At 73.8% G+C, this 15,245-nt stretch carries 10 protein-coding genes; 1 reads left to right on the forward strand and 9 read right to left on the reverse strand.

Annotation, left to right across the window (positions count from 1 at the left end; all coding sequences use genetic code 11):
- Positions 1 to 173: 173 nt before the first annotated feature.
- From BUE44_RS19120 to BUE44_RS19150, 7 genes are all read right to left on the reverse strand, one after another.
- Positions 174 to 1,232: an NAD-dependent epimerase/dehydratase family protein gene (locus tag BUE44_RS19120; protein ID WP_073500052.1), complete on the reverse strand. Its 1,059-nt coding sequence runs from the start codon at positions 1,230 to 1,232 to the stop codon at positions 174 to 176.
- A gap of 70 nt (positions 1,233 to 1,302) precedes the next feature.
- Positions 1,303 to 2,241, reverse strand: a complete 939-nt coding sequence (locus BUE44_RS19125; protein WP_073500054.1) for a S66 peptidase family protein — start codon at positions 2,239 to 2,241, stop codon at positions 1,303 to 1,305.
- A 313-nt stretch (positions 2,242 to 2,554) separates the two neighbouring features.
- Complete coding sequence (locus BUE44_RS19130; protein WP_073500056.1) at positions 2,555 to 4,549, reverse strand: prolyl oligopeptidase family serine peptidase; 1,995 nt, start codon at positions 4,547 to 4,549, stop codon at positions 2,555 to 2,557.
- Positions 4,546 to 5,913, reverse strand: a complete 1,368-nt coding sequence (locus BUE44_RS19135) for a M20/M25/M40 family metallo-hydrolase (RefSeq protein WP_073500058.1) — start codon at positions 5,911 to 5,913, stop codon at positions 4,546 to 4,548. Before BUE44_RS19135 ends, BUE44_RS19130 begins: the two co-directional genes overlap by 4 nt.
- A complete protein-coding gene (locus BUE44_RS19140) occupies positions 5,906 to 6,742 on the reverse strand; it encodes a M55 family metallopeptidase (RefSeq protein ID WP_073500060.1) in 837 nt (278 codons plus the stop codon). Before BUE44_RS19140 ends, BUE44_RS19135 begins: the two co-directional genes overlap by 8 nt.
- A gap of 29 nt (positions 6,743 to 6,771) precedes the next feature.
- Positions 6,772 to 7,494: a class I SAM-dependent methyltransferase gene (locus tag BUE44_RS19145; protein ID WP_073500062.1), complete on the reverse strand. Its 723-nt coding sequence runs from the start codon at positions 7,492 to 7,494 to the stop codon at positions 6,772 to 6,774.
- 77 nt (positions 7,495 to 7,571) lie between these two features.
- Complete coding sequence (locus tag BUE44_RS19150) at positions 7,572 to 10,079, reverse strand: SpoIIE family protein phosphatase (protein WP_073500064.1); 2,508 nt, start codon at positions 10,077 to 10,079, stop codon at positions 7,572 to 7,574.
- 355 nt (positions 10,080 to 10,434) lie between these two features.
- Between BUE44_RS19150 and BUE44_RS19155 the strand changes: the two genes are divergently transcribed.
- Positions 10,435 to 12,039, forward strand: a complete 1,605-nt coding sequence (locus tag BUE44_RS19155; protein ID WP_235002262.1) for an MFS transporter — start codon at positions 10,435 to 10,437, stop codon at positions 12,037 to 12,039.
- A gap of 24 nt (positions 12,040 to 12,063) precedes the next feature.
- On the opposite strand, the gene BUE44_RS19160 is transcribed toward BUE44_RS19155, so the two are convergent.
- Positions 12,064 to 14,418 (reverse strand): MFS transporter, encoded by a 2,355-nt coding sequence (locus tag BUE44_RS19160; RefSeq protein WP_407640036.1) that lies wholly within the window; start codon positions 14,416 to 14,418, stop codon positions 12,064 to 12,066.
- A gap of 317 nt (positions 14,419 to 14,735) precedes the next feature.
- Positions 14,736 to 15,194 (reverse strand): SRPBCC family protein, encoded by a 459-nt coding sequence (locus BUE44_RS19165; RefSeq protein ID WP_073500068.1) that lies wholly within the window; start codon positions 15,192 to 15,194, stop codon positions 14,736 to 14,738.
- Positions 15,195 to 15,245 lie beyond the last annotated feature (51 nt).

Below are 15,245 nucleotides of genomic sequence, written 5' to 3' on the forward strand. Positions count from 1 at the left end.
GCGGGTGCCCGGGGATCCGCCGGCGGTGCGGGCGGGTCGGAGGACGCTCCGTCCACTCCCAGGGCTTCGCCTGGAGGGGGGATCGGCGCGTGCCCCTGGGGTGTCCTTTGCCGCACGGGGGTTTCGTCGCGGCCGGGCGCGCGGTTGCCCGGGACCGCTGAGCCTCCGCCTCCCTAGCGGCGGAGGGGGGAGTGGGCGAAGGCGGGGATGCCCGTGTGGAAGGGGACCTGGGGGGCCCACGGGAGGTCGGTGTGGATGCGGGCGGTGGAGGCGGTGATGTGGCGGACGTCGCCGAGACGGTAGGCGCCGGTGATGCGGGGGGCGGGGCCGCCGCAGGTGGTGGCGAGGAGGGTGGCGAGTTCCCCCACGGTGTGGGGGGCGCCGGTGGCGACGTTGTAGGGGCGCAGGGTGCCCGGGGGGACGTCGGGGAGGGCGTCGAGGGCGGCCGCGTTGGCCGTGGCCACATCGGTGACGTGGACGAAGTCGCGTCGCTGGCCGCCGTCCTCGTACACGTCCGGGGCCTCGCCGCGGGCCAGGGCGGAGCGGAAGAGGGCGGCGACTCCCGCGTAAGGGGTGTCCCGGGGCATGCCCGGGCCGTAGACGTTGTGGTAACGCAGCGAGACGGCGCGGCCGCCGGTGTCACGGGCCCAGGCGGCGGCGAGGTGCTCCTGGGCGAGTTTGGTGGTGGCGTAGACGTTGCGCGGGTCGGCGGGCGCGTCCTCGTCGACGAGGCCGGGGGCGAGGGGCTGGCCGCAGCGGGGGCAGGGCGGTTCGAAGCGGCCGGCGTCGAGGTCGGCGGCGAGCCGGGGCCCGGGGCGTACGACGCCGTGCCGCGGGCACTCGTACCGGCCTTCGCCGTAGATGACCATGGACCCGGCGAGCACCATCGAGGGCACGCCGGCCGCGGCCATGGCGGCGAGCAGGACGGCGGTGCCGTGGACGTTGCAGCTCGTGTAGTCCGGCGCGTCGGCGAAGTCCTTGCCCAGGCCGACCATCGCGGCCTGGTGGCAGACGGCGTCGACGCCGAGCAGGGCCGCGTCGACTGCCGCCCGGTCGCGGACGTCGGCGTGCCGCCATTCGACGCCGTCGGGCAGTACGGGGGGCGCCGGGTCGGGGCCGTGCGCGGCCGGCAGCAGCGCGTCGAGGACCCGGACGCGGTGCCCGACGGTGTGCAGGGCGGTGACGACGTGCGAGCCGATGAAGCCGGCGCCGCCGGTGACGAGGATCTGCATGGGGCCGACCGTACGGCCGCGGCGGTCCGTGCGGCGGGCGGGCCGCCGCCCTGTCAGGGGTCGGTAAGAATCAGCCGAGCGCGGGCAGTTCGGCGGTGAGGGTGCCGGCGTCGGCGTCGAGGACGGCGGGCACCCCGAGCGGCACGGTGAGGGCGGGCAGGCAGTGCCCGAAGCCCAGATCCTCCAGGATCGGGACGCCGAGGGGCCCGAGCCGGTCGAGCAGCAGGGCGCGCACCTCGTCGTCGGGGCCGCAGCCCTCCCAGGAGCCGAGCGCGATCCCGGCGACCCCGTCGAGCCAGCCGGTGCGCAGCAGCTGGGTGAGGAAGCGGTCGAGGCGGTACGCCTCCTCGCCGGTGTCCTCCAGCAGCAGGATGCCGCCCGCGGCCGAGGGACGGCCCGTGGGCGTACCGATGTCGGAGGCGAGCAGGCTGAGACAGCCGCCCAGGGTGACGCCCGCCGCCCGGCCCGGCACGAGTGCGCGGGCGGCCGGTGCGCGCAGCACTTGGACGTCCTCGGGTGTGAAGAGGGTGCGGCGCAGGTGGTCGCGGCCGGCGGTGTCGGCGAGGAAGGCCGGGGTGCCGGGCATCGGGCCGTGCAGGGTGGCCAGGCCGAGGCGGGTGGCGAAGGCCTCGTGCAGCACGGTGACGTCGCTGTAGCCGACGAAGGCCTTCGGGGCGGCCCGCCGCATGGCGTCCCAGTCCACCAGGTCGACCATGCGCTGCGTGCCGTAGCCGCCGCGGGCGCAGAGAACGGCGGCCAGCGCCGGGTCGCACCAGGCGTCCAGCAGGTCGTCGGCCCTGGCCCGGTCGGCGCCCGCGAGATAGCCGGACGGGTGAGCGTCCAGCGCGTGCGGGGCGACGACCGGTTTCAGCCCCCAGTCCCGCAGGACGTCGAGCCCGGCCTCCAGCATCGCGGGCGGCACCGGTCCCGCGGGCGCGACGACACCCACCCGGTCACCCGCGACCAGCCGCGGCGGCCTGACCAGCGCGGACACGGCAGCCGCGGTCACCTGGCCCCGCCACCGTCGATACGGTGGCGGACCCGCGCGGCCGCGAACCCACCGGCCCGCACGACTCCCCCACGGGCGACGCCACGTCCGGCGCCGGGAGCGACCCGACCAGGCACGGCCACACCGGCTCGCGCCACTCCCCCACCCGCGACGCCACGCCCGCGGCCCCGCCCGGCGCCGGGACCGACGCGACCAGGCGTGGCCACACCCGCCCGCCCAACCCCGGCGCCCCCGACGGACACACCCGCCCGCGCGGGCACCCTCCCCCGGGAGGAGCCCCGAGGCACGCGCCCGGCGCCCGGCTCGGCGCGCCTCACGGCGTCAGGTCCAGCACCGGGATGCCCGGCGGGGTGAAGGCGAAGACCTGGGCGTAGAGGGAGAGTTCGGCTTCCAGGCAGGTCACCAGGGTGTCCAGGCGGCGGAAGCCGTGGCTTTCGCCGGGGAAGGCGAGGTAGGCGTGGGGAACGGAGCGGCCGGCGAGGGCCGCGAGGAAGCGGTCGCACTGGGCAGGGGGGCAGATGACGTCGTCGAGGCCCTGCATCAGGAGGAAGGGGGCGGTGATGCGGTCGGCGTGGTGGACCGGGGAGCGGTCGTGGTAGCGCTCGGGGACCTCGGTGTGGGGGCCGATGAGGGATTCGAGGTACCAGGATTCAAAGTCGTGGGTCTCGCCGCCGGCCGGTGACCAGCCGGCCAGGTCGAGGATGGGGTAGCTGATCGCGCCGCAGGCGAAGGTCGAGGTGGTGGTCAGGGCGGCGGCGGTGGTCCAGCCGCCCGCGCTGCCGCCGCGGATGGCGAGCCGCCGCGGGTCGGCGGCGCCTTCGGCGGCCAGGCCCTCGGCGACGGCGACGCAGTCCTCCACGTCGACGATGCCCCATTGCTCGCGCAGCCGGTTGCGGTAGGCGCGGCCGTAACCGGTGGAGCCGCCGTAGTTGACCTCGGCGACGCCGATGCCGCGGGAGGTGAAGTAGGCGATTTCCAGGTCGAGGACCATGGGGGTGCGGCTGGTGGGGCCGCCGTGCGCCCAGATGACGTACGGGGCGGGCCCGGTGGCGGTGTGGTCGGGGTGGCGCGGGGCGTAGACGTGGGCGTGGACGTCGCGGCCGCCGGGTCCGGTGAAGACGCGTGCCTCGGCCCGGGGGATGTACGCCGGGTCGACGGTGTCGTGGTGCGGGTTGCCGATGACCCGGGTGCGGCCGGTGGCGGCGTCGAGTTCGACGATCTCCGGCGAGCTGTGGGCGCTCGCCGCGAGGCCGATGACGCGGCTGCCGGTGGCGGCGAGGGTGCTGCTCCACTCGGTCCAGTGGCCGGCGGCGTCGGTGAGCTGCCCGGTGGCGGGGTCGAGGAGGCCGAGCCTGGCGGCCCCGACGCCGTGCAGGACGGCGATCAGGCCGTGGTCGAGGGGGGCGAACCAGCGCTGGCCGAGCTTCCACAGCGGTCCGGCGAATTCCTCCTCGCGCGGGCACAGGTTGACGGCTTCGCCGGTCGCCGGGTCGACGCGGTGCAGATTCCACCAGCCGGTGCGGTCGGTGGCGGCGAGCAGGGTGCCGTCGGCGGCCCACTCGGCCTGGACGACGGATTCCTCGGGGCCCCCGATGAGGGTGCGGGCCGGGCCGAGGGTGCCGTCGGACCGGACGTCGGCGCAGCGCACCTCCGTGCCGTCCCAGGGCATCCGGGGGTGGTCCCAGGCCAGCCAGACGGCCTGCCCGGCGTCGGGTGACAGGCGCAGGCCGGTGACGAAGCGATGGGCGGCGGGGGCCAGTTCGCGTACGGCCGCGCGGTCCTCGGCGGCGCTGCCGTCGAGCGGGACGGCGGCGTGGATTCGGCGCAGGTCGCCGGGCGCCTCGCCGGTGAATTCCTCCAGTACGGCCCACACTTCGCCGCGCTCGGTGCGCACGGACGGCTCGGCCCAGCGCAGCCCGCCGCCGACGGTGGAGACCGGGGTGAGCGGATAGGGCGGGTCCTGCGGGCGGTCCGGGCGGAAGGCGTAGAGGCGCTGGTCGGCGTGGTGGGCGAAGACGATCAGCGGGGAGCCGTCGACGAGCGCGCCGCCCCAGGGGGTGCCGCCGTATTCCATGACGCGGTCGCGGACGTTCCAGGGTTCGGGCAGCGGGCATTCCTCGGTGCCGTCGGGGCGGCGCCTGATCAGCGCGCGGCGGCCGCCCTCCGCGGGGCGGGGCGCGGTCCACCAGAGGTCATCGCCGACGACGCCGATGCAGTCGGGGCTGCCGTCGTGGGCGGCGGCGGTGGCCGCGTCGACGGGCGAGGTCCAGCTGCCGTAGCCGGTGTCCTGCTGCGTGGTGGCGGTCATGCGGTCTCCTCCCCCGCGGCTCCACGCAGGAAACGGTCCAGTACGTGGACGCCGAAGTGCAGGGCGTCGACGGGGACGTGCTCGTCCACGCCGTGGAAGAGCGCCTGGTAGTCGAAGCCCGGCGGCAGGCGCAGCGGCGAGAAGCCGTAGCCGGTGATGCCCAGCCGGGAGAACTGCTTGGCGTCGGTGCCGCCCGACATGCAGAACGGCACCACGCGGGCACCGGGGTCGAAGTGCTCGAGGGCCTCGCGCATCGCCGCGAAGGACGCCGAGTCGACCGGTGCTTCGAGCGGCACCTCGTGGTGGTGGTAGTCCCAGTGCACGTGCGGCCCGGTGAGCCGGTCCATGGTGGCGGTGAATTCGTCCTGGCCGCCGGGCAGGATGCGCCCGTCGACGTATCCGGTGGCGGTGCCGGGGATGACGTTGACCTTGTAGCCGGCCTGCAGCATCGTCGGGTTGGCGCTGTTGCGGACGGTGGGGCGTACGAAGGCCGCGGCGGTGCCGAGCCGGTCGAGCAGCGCGTCGACGTCGTCCAGGTCGGCGGGGACGCCGTAGAGCGCGGCGAGTTCGGTGAGGGCCGCCTCGACGGTGGCGGTGAGGTGGACCGGCCAGCGGTGCTCGCCGATCCTGGTGACAGCAGCGGCCAGGTGCACGACGGCGTTCTCGTGGTTGATCTTGGAGCCGTGGCCGGCCCTGCCCTCGGCGGTCAGTTCGAGCCACGCGGTGCCGCGCTCGCCGGCGGCGACCGGGTAGAGGCGCAGGCCGTTGTCGGCGTGGACGGTGTACGCGCCGGACTCGCTGATGCCCTCGGTGCAGTCGGCGAAGAGGTCGGGGTGCTCGGCGACGAGGTAGCCGGCGCCGTAGGCGGCGCTGTCCTCCTCGTCGGCGGTGAAAGCCAGCACGATGTCCCGCGGCGGGCGCCTGCCGGCGCGGGCCCAGGCGCGGACGCAGGCCAGCACCATCGCGTCGGTGTTCTTCATGTCAATGGCGCCGCGGCCCCAGACGGCGCCGTCGCGGATCTCGCCGGAGAAGGGGTGCACGGTCCAGTCGGCGGCCTGCGCCGGCACCACGTCGAGGTGCCCGTGCACCAGCAGCGCGTCGGCCGACGGGTCGGTGCCGGGAATCCTCGCCACCACGTTGCTGCGCCCGGGCGCCTTCTCCAGTACGGCCGGTTCGATGCCGGCCTCGGCGAGGCGCTCGGCGACGTATTCGGCCGCCGCCCGCTCATTGCCGTCGCCGCCGCCGCGGTTGGTGGTGTCGAGCCTGATCAGGTCGGAGGTGAAGCGCACCACCTCGTCCAGCGCCTGGTCGTCGACCACCGGTGCGCCGGTCCCGCGGGTCGACGTCATGGACCGCTCAGCCATACTGCTCCTCCACCGCCTGGGAAACGAGTGTGGTCACGGCCTTGAAAGCGCGCAGGGCCGCGTACATCGTCGGCAGGGTATACGCCACCCGCCGCTCGCCGGTCTGCTCCACCCCGGGGACGACGGTGGCGGCGCCGACCAGGTGCCAGGCGTCGAACTCCAGCTCCACGGTGAAGGGCCCGGCCTGTACGGGCTCGTGCCGTACAGCCAGCTCGGCGGCCTGCTGGGCCGCTGCCCGGATGTCGGCGGCGGTCCTGGCCGGCGGCCGGCAGACGGCGGCGTAGCGGGACACATAGTCCTTCACGGCGACCGTACGGGCCCGCGGCGCGTAGCTCCGCGCGTCGACGCCGGTGCGGTCGTCACCGGTCACCAGGACGACAGGGACGCCGTATTCGGCGACCACCAGGGCGTTGAGCCGGCCCTCGCTCGCGGGTTCGCCGTTGACCCACACGCCGGTGATGGAGTTGGCGAGGTAGGTGTGCGCCAGGACGCCCTCTGTGCCGGCGCCGGTGTGGTAGCCGACGAAGGCGACGCCGTCGACGTCACCGTGCTGGACGCCCTCGACCATGGACAGTTCCTTGTGCCGCCCGGTGAGCAGCTGGGCGCGCTCGTCCAGCTGCTCGAGCAGCAGGTTGCGCATCGTCCAGTGCGCCTCGTTGATGAGCACCTGGTCGGCGCCGCCGTCCAGGAAGCCCGCGACGGCGGCGTTGACGTCGGAGGTGAACATGTGGCGGCAGCGCTGCCACTGCTCGGTGCCGGGCAGGACGTCGGCCGGCCAGGTCACGCCGGTGGCGCCCTCCATGTCGGCCGAGATGAGGATCTTCCGCATGCGGAATCACCTTACGCGGCCGGTGCGGATCATGCCGCCAGTCCCGCCACCAGCCATCGGGACGGGATCTCTATACGTGCCCCGTCGGGGCGGAACTCGGTGGTCAGCAGCGGCTCCTCGCCCGCGGTCAGCACGTCGAGTCCCGCCGAGGTGAAGTAGCCGGGCACCGCGGCGTCGTGGACCTCGCCGGGCGCGATGCCGTGCGCGAAGACCGCGCCGAGCTTCGGCGGCGGCCCGGTGGGGCCCTGGGCCAGGCCCATGAGCACGCCCTTGGCGGCCTCGGACAATTCCACGGCGAAGGCCCTGCCGCGCTGCCCGATGAGGGTGGCGATGCCGTCGACGAGGCGGCTGCGGTCGGCGGTCTCGCACTGGTGCAGCACGCCGCGCATGTAGACGTTGGCGTCGCCCAATTCCGCGTGCAGCGCCCGGACCGCGTCAGTGTCGACGGCGTCGAGCTGCTGGTAGCCGGCGAGGCCGTGCGGGTCGTCCCTCCTGGCACGCGCTATGGCCGCGTGGGACAGGTCGACCCCGACGACGGACGGGTAGCGGCCGGCCAGGAAGCGGGTCTGGGTGCCGTTGCCGCAGCCCAGGTCCACCAGCGGCAGCCCGGGGTCGAAATACTCCTCGAAGAAGGCCAGGTGCCGTTGCGCCGTCAGTGCCGCTTCCGCGTCCCACAGGACGCCTCCCGGCTCGTACGGAGCGTCCTCCCAGAAGCTCTCCCACGCATGTGCGTACCCGCTGGAGACGTTCACACGTACTCACCACTCCCCACGTCGTGATCGTACGGAAAGGCCGGCGGCCCGCCGGGGCCGGCCGGAAGGGGCCGGTGTCAGCGTTTGCGGCGCACCGGCAGGGCCTGCTCGAACCACACGGTCTTGCCCTGCGCCGACCGGCTGGTGCCCCACTCGCGAGCCAGCCGGCTGACGATCCGCATGCCGCGGCCGCCTTCGTCCTCGGGGCCGGCGCTGAGCAGCACCGGCACCCCGTGGTCGTCGTCGGACACCTCCACCAGCAGTGCGTCGGCGCGCACCAGGCGCAGTCCGACCGGCCGGTCGTGCGCGTGCCGTACGGCGTTGGTGACGACCTCGCCGACCAGCAGCTCCGCCGTCTCGGCGACGTCCGCCAGCTCCCACTCCCGCAGCGTCTCGCGGACCAGGGACCTGGCCCTGGCCACTTCGGCGGGGTCGGCGGCCAGCTCCCAGGCGGCGACGTCCTCACGCGGGATGCCGTTGAGGCGGGCCATCAGCAAGGCCACGTCGTCCTTGCGGCCGCCGCGCGGGTTGAGGGCGCGGATGATCGTGTCGCAGGCGTCGTCCATGGACGCGGCCGGGTGCGCGGCGCTCTCGCACAGTGCGGCGAGTCCTGCGCCGATGTCCTGGCCGCGGACCTCGACCAGGCCGTCGGTGCACAGCACCAGCCGGTCGCCGGGCGAGACCGGGATCCTGACCGTCTCGAAGGGCACCCCGCCGACGCCCAGCGGCGCCCCGGTCGGCACGTCGAGCAGTTCGCTGTGGCCGTCGGCTGCGCGGACCAGGACCGGCGGGATGTGCCCGGCGTTGGCGATCAGCACCTCGGACTCGACCGGGTCGTAGACGGCGTAGAGGCAGGTGGCCAGATACTGCTCGCCGAGCCGCTGCGCCAGGTCGTCCAGATTCCGCAGCAACTGGGCGGGCGGCAGGCCGAGCTGCGCCATGGTCTGCACAGCGGTGCGGAACTGCCCCATCATGGCGGCCGAGTTCAAACCGTGGCCCATGACGTCGCCGACGACCAGGGCGAGGCGCGAACCGGGCAGTTTGATGCTGTCGAACCAGTCGCCGCCGACCCTGCCGAGCCGGGTGCCCGGCAGATAGCGCGTCGCCACGTCGCAGCCGGGCATCCGCGGCGCGATGTGCGGCAGCATGCTGTCCTGGAGGGTGTCGGCGACATTCTCCTGGTACGTGTACATCCGCGCGTTGTCGAGAACCAGCCCGGCGCGGGCGGCCAGTTCGGAGCCGGTGACGCGGTCCATGTCGTTGAAGTCCGGGCGCTCGCGGTGCCGCAGCAGGATCATGAAGCCCAGCACCACATTGCGCGCCTTCAGCGGCACGACCAGCATCGAGCGGTCGGTGATCAGCGGGCTGATGTCGCGCTTGGGAAACTGCGCGGCGATCGCATGGCCCATATCCTCGCTGATGCGCGGCACCATGACCGGCTCGCCGGTGGTCATGCACTGGAAGAACGGGGTCCGGGCGGGAAAGGGCATCGACTCGCCGACCGGCACGACGTCGTCCCAGCGCCCCGGCTCGTCGGTGTGCTCGAGGGCGACGCGATACCACATGGTGGTGACGTCGGGCGGGCCGTCGGGGAAGCCCTCGCCGGCGAGCACCTGCTCGCGCAGGTAGGTGCCGGCGACGTCGGTGAAGCGCGGCACGACGGCCGCGCTGACCTCCTCGATGGTGCGGGCCAGGTCCAGCGAGGTGCCGATCCGGCCGCTGACCTCGTTGAGGAATTCGAGATGCTCGCGCACCGCGGCGTATTCCAGGTCGGGCGCCAGTTCCCCCGCCGGCACCGACTCCGGGTCGAGCGCCGCGGCCTGCTCGGCGGCCCGCCGCCTGGCCTGCCGCTCGGCCCTGCGTGGCACGCCCCAGTCGGGGGTGACGGGCACCCGGTCGTGCTGGCTGATCTCCAGCACCGGATAGCCCAGGTCGAGCACCTGCGCCACGATCCGCGCACTGTCCAGCGGATTCATGCTGGGCAGGATCTCCGGGAGCCGCTTGGCGAGACCGTCGGCGCCGGCGAATTCGGTGTGCAGGGCGAAGCCGGGGGCGATCCGCTCGAAGGCGTCTGCCGGGGCCTCCGCTCCGCCGGGCCGCAGCCGCGCCGCGTCGGCGGCCAGCACGAGCAGCCGCTCGGGGCCCGGGCCGACCAGCGGGTAGGCCCACCACAGGACGTCCAGGACGTCCGGTACGCCGTCGCCGCTGTCCTCACGCCCGCCGCCGTCCTCACGCCCGCCCGCGGACGGGTCCCGCGGCGGCTCGAAGAGCCGGGCACGGCCCGCGGTGGGATACGCGGCAGCGCCCGCCAGCGACGCCTCAAGGCCCCGCCCGTAGTCCTCCTCGGACGGATAGGCCGCTCCGGCCGCCGCGGGGGCGCCGCCGGCGTCCGGCCCTGCCGTGCCCTCCAGGGCGCCGACCACCGGGAGCAGATCGACAGCGGGGCGGCCGACGGCCTCCTGGCGGGAACGCCCGAACAGCTTGCGCGCCCCCGTACTCCAGTGCGACACCAGGCCCGCGGCGTCCACGACGATCACCGCGAGCGGGATCCGGCCGGAAAGCCCTGCGGGATTGCGGCGGTCCATGGTTCGTTGGGCTCCTTCCACGGGCAGCCGAGGACCCCGTTCCGGCGGGTGGGAACACCCGTCCGGCGCAGGGTCTGCGGTGCCGTTACCACGGTACGGCCGGGCCGGGTTCCGGGGGAGGCAAAGCGGAAATCCGGGCGCACGCCCGGGCGCGAGCAACCGCGCGAGCCGTGCTAGCGTCCAAACTCTGTGTTCGAACTCTGATCCGAGCCGCTCGCGGGTGGGGGTTCGATGCCCGCCGGGTGTCAGCCGGCCGGGCCATCCGCATCGCCCCGCCACCGGAAGAGGCTCTGTGACGACCTGGCAGCCTGCGCGTGTTTCCGAGCCCAGGAAGCAGAGGGCACTGCTTCGCCCGGTGAATCTGCGCCACCCGGTCGTCGTCGCGACCGCGGTCGCCTTCGTGCTGCACGTGCTGTGGGCGTTCTTCCTGGCCAAGGACTCCGGCGACATGGCCGCGCAGTACGCCTGGACGGACTTCATACGGGCCCATCCCTCGGCCTCGTACAACCTGTCCTGGTACGGCGGGATGCACCCCGCGTCGTACAGCATCCTGTCGCCGTACATCATGGCCGCGCTGGGTGTGCGGACCACCGCGGTGATCGCCGGCACACTGTCGGCGACGGTCGGCGCTGCACTACTCATGCGGGGCGGTATCCGCCGTCCGATGGTGCCGGCGCTGTGGACGACGTTCGCCCTTTGGTGTGACGTTGTGTCCGGCCGGGTCACCTTCGCGCTCGGCATGCTCTTCGCGATGGTCGCCGCCCTCGCGCTCTTCCCTGGCGCCGCGAACCTGCGCGGCCGCTCGCCGCGGCTGGCCACGGCGGTGGTGATGACCGCGCTGGCCACCATGTGCAGCCCCGTCGCGGGGCTCTTCATGCTGGTGGTCGCCGCCGCGCTGTTCCTGACCGGCCGCAGGGCCGACTGCTACGTGCTGGCCGTGACGCCGCCGCTCGTGGTCGGCGCGACCTCGCTGCTCTTCCCCTTCTACGGGGTACAGCCCTTCAACTGGTATTTCGCGATCATCCCCTTCGCCATCGCGGTGGTGACCGCCCTGGTGGTGCCGAGGTCCTGGCGCGAGCTGCGCGCCGGGTCCTGGGTCTACGCCGCCGGTGTCGCGCTGACCTGGGTGATCCCCTCCCCCATCGGCAGCAACGTGGAACGCCTCGCGCTGCTCTTCGGCGGCACCGTCCTGCTGCTCGTGGCCCGCGGCAGCCACTGGACCGGGCGGCGCCTGCTGGTCCTGTGGCTGGCCTTCGCCGGGGTGGCGGGGTGGCAGATCACCAAGCCGATCGTGGACCAGGTCAACACCTCCGCGGTCAGCTCCACCGTCCGGCACGCACCGCCGCTGATCGCCGAGCTGCAGAAGGTGCACGCGGACAAGGGCCGCGTCGAGGTCGTGCCGCTGCGCTCGCACTGGGAGGCGTCCGGCCTGTCGCCCTACGTGAACCTGGCCCGCGGCTGGAACCGGCAGGCCGACGTCGAGCGCAACCCGCTCTTCTACGACGGCACGCTGACCGCCGAGAGCTACCGGGAGTGGCTGGAGCACTGGAGCGTCTACTACGTGGTGCTGCCGTCCGACGAGCCGGACGGCGCGGCCGTGGCCGAGGCTAAGGTCGTGCGCTCCGCGCCGGACTGGCTGGTCCCGGTGTGGCACGACGAGAACTGGCAGGTCTTCAAGGTCTCCGGCGACGTCGACCCGCTGGCCGACCCGCCGGCCACCGTCCAGGAGGCCGGCCCGGCCGAGCTGACCGTCTCCATGCCGGCCGCCGGCTCCGTGCTGCTGCGCATCCCCTGGTCCCCGGTGCTGGGCGTTGAGGGCACCGACGACAACCGGCACGGATGCCTGACGCCGGACGGTGAGTGGACGCGGCTGAACGCCCCGGCCGCCGGCACGTACCGGATCGGCGGTACCTACTCGTCGATCCGGGGCACGCAGTGCGCCAAGCCCAAGACCCCGTAGGGCCCCCGGAGGCCCCCGGAGGGGCTAGTCGGGGTGGCCGAGTTGCAGGTCGCGTTCGGTGCGGCCGCCGCCGGCGACCTGGAGGACGGTGGCCACCGGCGGGTAGCCCGCCGCGATGACGGTGTACTCGCCTGCCGCGAGGTCGACGAAGCGGAAGTGGCCGTCGGCGCCGGTGGTGACGGAGTCGACGACATTGCCCGCGGCGTCCAGGAGGGTGACGCGGGCGTCCTCGACCAGGCGGCCGGCGGGGGCGCGGACGGTGCCGCGCAGGACCGCGCCGCCGGCCAGTTCGACGTCCTGGCGGGTCTCCCGGGAGGCCTGGACGGTGACGGGCAGGGCGGCGGGGCGGTAGGCGGGGGCGCTGGCGGCCAGGGTGTATTCGCCGGCGACCAGCTCCGCCAGGACGTACGCGCCCTCGCGGCCGCTGCGTGAGGTGGCCACGACGTCGCCGCGCACGTCGGTGAGGGTCACGATGGCGTCCCGCACCGGTGTGCCGTCGGCGGTGCGCACCGCCCCCGCGAGGCGGCCGGCGCCGCCCAGGACGACGTCGAGGTCGACCGGGTGGTCGCCGACGGTGACGCTGACCGCCTGCGGCTGGTGGCCGCCGGCCGCGGCGATCAGGACGTAGCTGCCGGCGCCCGGAGTGCTCAGCGCGTAGCGGCCGTCCTCCCCGGTGGCGCCGCGGCCGATCTGCCGCCCGGTGCCGTCGATCAGGGTGAGCGCGGCCCGGCCGACGCTGCTGCCGTCGGAGTGCTGGACGGTGCCGCAGACGGCGACGCCGCGGTGCTGCGGCGGGGTGGGCATCCGGCGGGCGCCGGGCAGCGGCGCGTCGGCCGCGGTGCCGTCGAGATGGTCCGTCGCGGGTGCGTCGTACGCGGTCGTGGCGGCGTTCGCGGCGGCGGGGCCGTGCTGGGTGACCAAGGGTTTCTCCTTGAGCAGGAAGGCGAAGAGGAAGCCGAGGACGAGCACCGGCACCAGGTAGAGGAAGATCCGCGGCATGGCGTCGGCGTACGCCTGCACATAGCCGTCGCGCACCGCCGCGGGCAGGGTGCGGACCAGTTGCGGGGTGACCGACTGCGGGTCGGGCAGATGCGCGCCGTGCGGCAGTTCGACGGCCAGCCGCTTGCCGAGCCGGTCGGCGAAGAGCGTGCCGAAGACGGCGGCGCCGACCGATCCGCCGATCTGCCGGAAGTAGTTGTTGGCGCTGGTGGCGGACCCGATGTCGGCGGGGCTCACCGAATTCTGCACGGCGAGCACCAGGACGGGCAGCACCAGGCCGATACCGAGGCCCAGCACGGCCATGTAGACGCTGTAGGTGAGCTGCGGGGTGTCGGCATCCATCAGCGACAGCATCCACATGCCGGCCGCGGACAGGGCGCCGCCGAGGATGGGGAAGATCTTGTACCGCCCGGTGCGGCTGATGAGCTGGCCGCCGACGATGGACGCCACCACGACGCCGAGCATCATCGGCAGCATCAGCAGCCCGGAGCCGGTGGCGCTGGCGCCGTCGACCATCTGCAGGAAGGTCGGCAGGTAGCTGGCCGCGCCGAAGAGGGCGATGCCGACGACGCAGCCGATCACCGCGGTGACGTTGAAGACCCCGTCGCGGAAGAGCCGCAGCGGGATGACCGGCTCCGGGGCGAAGCGCTCGACCAGCAGGAAGAGCAGGGCGCAGCCGACCGCGCCGGCGGCGAGGCCGAGGATCTGCTTCGACTGCCAGTCGTAGGTCGAGCCGCCCCAGGTGGTGATCAGCACCAGGCAGGTGGAGCCGGTGGCCAGCAGGAGGGCGCCGAGCACGTCGAGCCGGGGGCGGGCGGTGGGCTTGGGGAGCTTCAGCACCAGCGTGATGACGATCAGGGTGACCACGCCGAAGGGGATGTTGACGGCGAAGCACCAGCGCCAGGAGGCGTGGTCGGTGAAGAAGCCGCCCAGCAGTGGTCCCGCGACCGAGGCGAGGCCGAAGGCGGCGCCGATCATGCCCATGTAGCGGCCGCGCTCGCGGGGCGGGACGATGTCGGCCATGATCGCCTGGACGCCGATCATCAGCCCGCCGCCGCCGATGCCCTGGACCGCGCGGAAGGCGATCAGCTCGTTCATGGAGCGCGACCAGGCGGCCAGCGCGGAGCCCGCGACAAAGGTCAGGATCGCGAACTGGAAGACACCCTTGCGGCCGAAGAGGTCGCCGAGCTTGCCGTAGATGGGCAGGCCGATGGTGGAGGCCAGCAGATACGCGGTGACGACCCAGGACATCTGGTCGAGGCCGTGCAGCTCGCCGACGATCTTCGGCAGGGCGGTGGCCACGATCATCTGGTCGAGGGCGGCCAGCAGCAGCGCCAGCATCAGGCCGAGGAAGACCAGCCGGACCCGGCGGGGGGTCAGACCGGGTGCGCCGCCGGGCGTGCCGGCGTCGGCCGGGGGCCCGGCCGCCCCGGCCTTCGCCGTGCCCCCGGCCTGGGCGACACCCGCGCCGGCTCCACCGCCGCGCCCGCCTCCGTCGCCTCCGTCCTCGGTCAGTGCCGCCGTCCGGTCGGTCAGCGTGCTGCCAGCCACCCTTCACTCCCCTCGTCACACCTGTTGCGCCACCGTCTCCCGCATGAGGCGACAACGAAGCAGTGGCGCGGCGATTCTCAGGAAGTAGGCAAAACCACCCTTTTCAGTGAAAGATCATGAAACCAACCGGGTGACGGTGCCGGGTGCTACGCGGTGGGCGCACCGCCCTCGACCTCGGCGGCGAGCGCCGCCAGGATCTCGTCGTAGATGCGGTTGAGGCCCTTGGGGGCGAAAGTGCGCTCGAAGAAGCCGCCGACGCCGGTGGCGCCCTGCCAGCGGGTGGCGGCGACGACCTTGCTGGCGCCCGCACCCGAAGGGCTGACCGTCCAGGTGGTGACGAGCGTGGAATTGCGGTCGGTCTCGACCAGCTGCCGCGCGGCCGGGGCGGTGACGTCGAGCAGGCAGTCCCGCACCCGCTTGCTGGTGGCCTGCAGCTTCCAATGCACGACGGTGCCCGCGCCGGTGCCACCCTCGCGCACCTCGTACTCGCTGTACTGCTCAGGGAGCAGCCGGGCGCGGGTGCCGGCGTAGTCGGCGAGGGCGTCGTACACCCGCTCCGGCTCCGCCGCGACGATCCGCTCGGTGGTGGCCTCGACCAGCGCCATGAATTCTCCTCGGTCGGTGTCCGTGCACGTCGTTCACGCGCCGCCCAAGCC

It is taken from the genome of Actinacidiphila paucisporea (genome assembly GCF_900142575.1).
Classification (GTDB): domain Bacteria; phylum Actinomycetota; class Actinomycetes; order Streptomycetales; family Streptomycetaceae; genus Actinacidiphila; species Actinacidiphila paucisporea.

What these genes read in the sequence shown, in the direction of transcription:
- BUE44_RS19120 (WP_073500052.1), bottom strand. Translation starts at nt 1,232, where the DNA reads ATGCAGATCCTCGTCACCGGCGGCGCCGGCTTCATCGGCTCGCACGTC.
- BUE44_RS19130 (WP_073500056.1), bottom strand. Translation starts at nt 4,549, where the DNA reads ATGACCGCCACCACGCAGCAGGACACCGGCTACGGCAGCTGGACCTCG.
- BUE44_RS19135 (WP_073500058.1), bottom strand. Translation starts at nt 5,913, where the DNA reads ATGGCTGAGCGGTCCATGACGTCGACCCGCGGGACCGGCGCACCGGTG.
- BUE44_RS19140 (WP_073500060.1), bottom strand. Translation starts at nt 6,742, where the DNA reads ATGCGGAAGATCCTCATCTCGGCCGACATGGAGGGCGCCACCGGCGTG.
- BUE44_RS19150 (WP_073500064.1), bottom strand. Translation starts at nt 10,079, where the DNA reads ATGGACCGCCGCAATCCCGCAGGGCTTTCCGGCCGGATCCCGCTCGCG.
- BUE44_RS19165 (WP_073500068.1), bottom strand. Translation starts at nt 15,194, where the DNA reads ATGGCGCTGGTCGAGGCCACCACCGAGCGGATCGTCGCGGCGGAGCCG.